This is a genomic window from Natronococcus pandeyae, from assembly GCF_008122205.1.
Classification (GTDB): Archaea; Halobacteriota; Halobacteria; order Halobacteriales; family Natrialbaceae; genus Natronococcus; species Natronococcus pandeyae.
Genome location: NZ_PHNJ01000018.1, coordinates 97,579 through 103,637 on the forward strand (window position 1 = coordinate 97,579; position 6,059 = coordinate 103,637).

A 6,059-nucleotide genomic window follows, 5' to 3' on the forward strand; every position below is an offset into this window, starting at 1 on the left:
GACATCTCACTGTAGTCGGTGCACTGCAGCAGGTTCCTTGGTGTACTGTGCACAGACGCGTCGAATACCCTCTTCGAAATCGATCTTTGGTTCCCAGTCCGTCTCCCGGCGTATTTTCGACGGGTCAGCACAGGTATCGTGGACGTAGACGGATTCGGGAATCGGACACTCGACGTACTCCGGTTCGACTTTGGTCCCGAATTCGTCATTCAACATCTCGACCACTGTGTTGAACGCGTACGATTCGCCCGTTCCGAGGTTGTATATCCCATCGAGTTCGTGCTCTGCCGCCGCCACTAGTCCCCGAACGATATCGTCGACGTGCGTAAAATCTCGCGTCTGCGTCCCATCACCGTACAGCGTCGGCGATCGACCGTTCGCAATATCGTCCGCGAACTGTGCGATCACGTTTGCGTACTCGCCCTTGTGCGCTTCGGCGCCGCCGTATCCCTGGTAGACCGAAAAAAAGCGCATTCCGGCTGTGTCCAGTCCGTAGTGGTTCGAGAAGTACTCTGCGTATCGTTCTCGTGCCAGTTTCGACGCTTCGTAACCCGTATTCACTGCCACATGCATCTCTTCCGGCGACGGTTTCGTTCGACTTCCGTAAATTGATGACGTCGAAGCGTAAACCACCGTTTGACAGCCGTCCGCCTGCGCCTGCTCGGCGACGTTTACGAACCCTTCGACGTTCACCCGGGCGCCGATACGCGGGTTCTCTTCGTGCATAGCGTACGAGGACAGTGCCGCGAGGTGGAACACGACATCGACGTCCGTCGGCAAGGCTTCCGCGAGGACGCTCATCTCGTGAAATTCGACGTCGGACGAGAGGTTCTCTGGCGTCCCTAGAAAACAGTCGTCGACGACGATCACGTCGTTCGTGTTGGCGAGGGTGTTTGCGAGGTTCGACCCGATGAATCCCGCGCCTCCGGTTACCAGTATTCGTCGATTTTCCATCCCGGAACGGGATTCCACGACCACCGAAATAATGTTGGGTACTAGTAACGAGGGAAATGCGTGGCCTCGGCCCGTGAACACCTAGAATACGGCCCTAAGGGGTGGAATGACGTCCGTTCGTACTACGGATTTATACCGATTGTAGTCCAGTCGTCTGGTATGTCCGTTTGTAATCGGGCGGAGATCACTGGACTCGAAGCGAGCTACCTTCCTTACCGTGGAGGGACCAAGTCTCGCTATCGAAGAACCGGAACTACTGTCGGACAGTCGCCACAATCAAATTCAGCGGAGTGATTTCAGAGAAAAATGAACGTTCTTGTTACGGGGGGAGCCGGGTTTATCGGCTCGCATCTCGCGGAGCGACTGATCGAGCAAGGCGATACCGTCACGGTCGTCGACGATCTCTCGAACGGGCGTCGAAACTGGGCCCCGGCTGATGCTCGTTTCGTCGACGGCAATCTTCTGGAAGACACGACGATTGATACAGTCATCACGCCCGACCTAGATGTCGTATTTCATCTCGCCTCTCGAACTAGAGTCGACGACGACGATCCGCGGAGTCAATTCCGCGAGAATACGGCCATGACCGCCAAACTCTTGAACGCGATACGCAAGAACGACGTGGGAACGCTGTGTTTCACCTCGTCGTCGACCGTCTACGGCGAAGCACCGCGACCGACGCCAGAGGACTACGCGCCCCTTGAGCCGATCAGCATCTACGGAGCAAGTAAACTCGCTTGCGAAGGCATGCTCTCGACGGCCGCTCACTCGCACGGTGTAACGGTCCGAAATGTCCGATTTGCCAATATCATTGGTCCACGACTTCAGGGTGCCGTCATTCCCGACTTCATCGAGAAACTCCGTACTACTCCGGAGACGCTGACCATCCTCGGTGACGGCCGCCAAGAGAAGTCCTTCATGCACATCGACGATTGTATCGACGCCATGCTCCACGTTCTCAACGAAGCTACCGGGCCGATGTCGTCAGTCAATCTCGGGACGCGAACGACGACGTCCGTATCCCGGATCGCGGATATTGTCTCCGAAGAAATGGGACTCGACCCGAAATACGAGTATACAGGTGGCAATCGCGGCTGGACCGGCGACGTTCCAAAGATGCGACTCTCGATCGAGAAACTCTCAGCACTAGGCTGGGAACCCTCCATGGAAAGCGAGGTCGCCGTCCGAACAGCCACCCAAGAACTTCTCCAGGAGTCGCCAGAACCCTAGTGGACACCGAACGCTGAGAGCCCAGCAGGGTGCTATCGGAGAAGCGCCCAGTTTGTTCAACGATCATCTCACCGTATCACGATTTCTGGTGTCATAATCAATGCGAAAATCCACCCGGCAAGAGCTGACCCAGCCCAAGGACGGCAACTACCAGCAGTTACGAGTTCCGACCCATCGCCGCTCTCAAGGGAGACACCGTGGACCGCTCGTGACGCAGCCGTCTCAACGCATTGGTGATCCGCAACAGACTCGGGGATGCTCATGATTTCGGTGTGCAGATCATCATGGCTGAGTTTTACTAGGAGAAAGTTCCACTAGTACTAGGATTCACGACGAGGGTTAAATCGCAGTTCCGACCTCTTCTGATTCTGCTGACGATCTCGACAGGTAGAATGACTCTAGAACCAACATTGAGATCTCCGATATCCATCGAAATGTTTAGCTGTCACGTCGACTGTGAGGGAGGTTTTAAACCGGCCGTCGGTGCAGTCGATTGGGAGTCACCCGAACGGTCGACGCGATTTGTACTGGTGCACATTGACGAAGACCGCTGTCACCACTGCGAAGACGGGGCGCTCGAGGTGGCAGCATACAAGGGAACGTCGCGCTCGTCTGCGACGTGTGTGGAACGCAGAGAGCACAGTTTTAGGAAGTTCGCGACGACTCCGGAAGCACCACCATCAGCGACGCATCCGAACCGGATAACTGATTCACCTGTTCCGAACGGTGTGCTAGTGGTGGTCGGTGTACCTACTACCGTTCGCGGTCCGACCGTCCGATTGCGATCACCGCTCGGTACGGCCTGAAGCGGCGGTCACCGCTTGACGTACGTCCTATCTGATTTGTATATTAGTTCGATAACGTGTCCGTCGTTCAGATGTTGGCGCTGCCACGCGTCAGCGTCGGTGTATCGCACGAACGACGTCGTCTCCTGGCATGTCCGGCATTTCACCTTGAACATTGGAACCCCACGATATGCTGTGGCGAAATTGAACGCCCCCGCACAATATGGATTTTCCGGGAACGGGCGGCGATTTGACAACTCGCTAGTCCCTCCTTCCTTCGGTATTAGATCCGAAATTAGCAAGTAGGACCGCTATATACGATAACACATGGCAATGAATCCTTGGACTGAGGTGGGGAGGTCGATGATTCGAGGGTCGTTGGAGGTGAACCGGGCGGTCCTGTCCTCGTTCCTTCTGGAGTCGACACGGGAGGATAAGCCGCCGGATATTGACTCGAACGCCTTTGAACAGCAGGGGTGGAAGTTCGAGCGCTCCGTCGACGATCCTGACAACATTACGGTCGGCGATACGGTCACCTTCTCGAAGGTTCTCGACGAGGAAGACGTTCGGGCGTTCGCTTGCGTTACGGGTGACACCAATCGCCTGCATCTGGACGACGCGTACGCGACTGAAACGCGGTTCGGAGGACGTATCGTACACGGCACGCTCGTTGCGGGCCTCATCAGCGCCGCACTCGCCCGCTTACCTGGGCTGACGATCTACCTCGCACAGGATTTAGAGTTCCTCCACCCGGTACGAATCGGCGACCGAGTGAGCAGCAGGGTAGAAGTTCGAGAACTCATTGGTGGCGATCAGTATCGTCTTTCAACGACAATTAATGCCGAGGACCGAGATACGGCGTTAGTTGACGGTGAAGCAGTCGTGATAATCGGGGACGCACCCGAACTGTCGAGTGACGATCGGTTGCTGTGACAGCTGAGGCGTGTGCCATAGACATTCTCCTGCGCCTGAAGATGCAGGAATCCCGAACGGTGGGAGTTTCAGGTTTGCAACCATGACTCCGCCACTTTACGGAAATCCGTTTCACCCAGTCGTCGTGGTCGGTGTCTGACTGGCGTTCACGAGAGCGAAGCTCTCGTGCAGCCCATCAGAACGCGTTACGTTCTGAGGACGATGCCAAACCGCCGTTGCCCCTATCCTCGGCGTGGTGACTCTCATCTGTTGTTTTTGCCAGCAGGGAGTCGCTGACACGTCGACGGACTTGGAGTTGTCATGGGCTTGCTCCACCGACGAGGCACGAGATGAACCCTTCGAGGATTCGCGTTCACCACGTCGGCGTTTCGGATACTGTCTCATTGGGTTGGCGGATAGACCGCCTCTGAACGTCGTTCGGAATCCGCTCTGTTCCGACCTGACCGTACCCTCGTGCGGTTGTTCTTATCAATTAAATGTATGGGTTGGAAACTCAGGCTATGCTCCTGCGCTGGGTCGTGGCATTGAGTGGCTGCGCGTATCCACGGCGTTCATGCTGTGGTATTGCGCCTGCTCCGCGTATAACCAGTCGGTGGAGCAAAAACATTCAGTTTCTCAATTACAGCTACTGATTTCTCCTGGAAACGACCACAGAATCAGACCACCCATCAATTACGGCAGTATGAGTGTAAAAGTTGTGTTGGTTATATACTATTCTGGGTATGTTCGTTGTCGTGATAAGATCTTTTTAGTCTCGTTCGACACCCTCAATCTCAAGCCACCGTATAGTTTAGCACAGCCGATTTTGATTGTCTATTGAGATCTGTAATAATATTTTGCAATACAATATTATGGTAGTGTAAGTTAATTGTAGTATTCATTTAAATTACCTCAAAGCTTGATTTGTCTATCGATTTGACTCATCCACTCACGGTTGAAATAGCACTAGTTATACTGATTTGAGAAATGACATTCCGTAGAGCTAGTTTGGCCATGTCGCTCACAGACCGGTTCAGCGAGTGCTACGCGGCGGAATTTGATGAACCTTGGGAGCGTGAGCGGACGGCGAACACCCTGACGGGTGTTGCCGTCCGGCTCCACTCGACCGGTTGTTCACTTCGAGAGACACAAGCAATTCTTCGTTCAGCGTAGAACGTGCTCATCAAGCAATCTGGAACTGGATATATCGGCTTTCTGATAGCGTGCCAGACCCGCCGACGGCTTAGCCGTCGCGGGTCGCCATTGATCAGAATCCTGCCAAAACTGACGGCGGTCAGTCTTGGATGTACACTGCAATAGGCCTAGATTCACAGCTACTTCTTGATATCGCAGTGTTCGGACGGCGAGGCACTGATCCAGCCGCTGCGTTCCTGCATCGATTGACTGAGAAACACGATCTTGAAGACACGGTGTTTCTCGTCGATGGTTATGATATCTGACTGCCCTCTTCCGATTAGGATTGAGCGGTCAACTCGACTACGTCAAACGAGACCTAATCGAAAGTGGTTTCCTACCCTCAAAATGCGAGTTGACCGCTTGCATAACTCGTGGGTGAGCAGTCGGACAAGCGTCAGAGGATGTCTTGAGCAGTTCGTACACTACTACAAAACACAACGATCACATCAATCACTCAGCGGACAGACGCCAGCGGAGGTGCTAAACTAGACAGTGCCTTATCGAAGTGACCACTGAACCAGTAACTTCCAGATCAGTCTCGAGAAAGTGGTTGTAACCTCCTGACAGTCGTCACTTGAGAAGTCGATAGATCCGATCCCGACTCGTCCCATCTGCGATGATGAGGTTGTAGTGGACCATCTTCGTCAGGTAGTTCCGCACCGTCCGATCGGATTTCGGCTCCTCGACGCGCTCTCGATACGCGTCGTAGAGTTCGCTCGGTTCGATCTCGCCGTATTCCTCGATAATTCTATAGAGGACGCGTTGGTGATGAATGAGCGTCTCGATGCTCTTCTGTCGGACTTCCTCACGACCGGCGGGAATTGCGGTGTCGATTTGCTCATCAGTAATCTGCTCATCACCAGCCTGATCAGCGCGGCGGGCAGCGCTCCGGAGAATACTGAGACCGATTCGCGCATCACCCGCTGCAGCATCCGCAATACGCCGAAGTTGCACGTCCCGGATTGCGTTCTCGACGAGCCC

General features: G+C 54.5%; 3 protein-coding genes and 2 pseudogenes. 3 read left to right on the top strand and 2 right to left on the bottom strand.

What is annotated here, in order from left to right:
• Positions 1-6 precede the first annotated feature (6 nt).
• Positions 7-954 (bottom strand): NAD-dependent epimerase/dehydratase family protein, encoded by a 948-nt coding sequence (locus CV102_RS22600; protein ID WP_148860279.1) that lies wholly within the window; start codon positions 952-954, stop codon positions 7-9.
• Positions 955-1,260: 306 nt separating this feature from the next.
• Between CV102_RS22600 and CV102_RS22605 the strand changes: the two genes are divergently transcribed.
• From CV102_RS22605 to CV102_RS22615, 3 genes and pseudogenes are all read left to right on the top strand, one after another.
• Complete coding sequence (locus tag CV102_RS22605) at positions 1,261-2,184, top strand: NAD-dependent epimerase/dehydratase family protein (RefSeq protein ID WP_148860280.1); 924 nt, start codon at positions 1,261-1,263, stop codon at positions 2,182-2,184.
• Between the two features lie 1,112 nt (positions 2,185-3,296).
• Positions 3,297-3,902 carry a MaoC family dehydratase gene (locus CV102_RS22610; protein WP_148860281.1) on the top strand — a complete coding sequence of 202 codons (606 nt, stop codon included), beginning with the start codon at positions 3,297-3,299 and terminating at the stop codon, positions 3,900-3,902.
• A 993-nt stretch (positions 3,903-4,895) separates the two neighbouring features.
• Positions 4,896-5,567: pseudogene (locus CV102_RS22615) on the top strand (IS6 family transposase).
• Positions 5,568-5,648: 81 nt separating this feature from the next.
• Here CV102_RS22615 and CV102_RS22620 read toward each other — a convergent pair.
• Positions 5,649-6,059, bottom strand: a pseudogene (locus tag CV102_RS22620) (orc1/cdc6 family replication initiation protein); the annotation flags it as partial.

Coding starts and splice junctions, on each gene's coding strand:
- CV102_RS22610 (WP_148860281.1), top strand. CDS start 3,297: ATGGCAATGAATCCTTGGACTGAGGTGGGGAGGTCGATGATTCGAGGG.
- CV102_RS22605 (WP_148860280.1), top strand. CDS start 1,261: ATGAACGTTCTTGTTACGGGGGGAGCCGGGTTTATCGGCTCGCATCTC.
- CV102_RS22600 (WP_148860279.1), bottom strand. CDS start 954: ATGGAAAATCGACGAATACTGGTAACCGGAGGCGCGGGATTCATCGGG.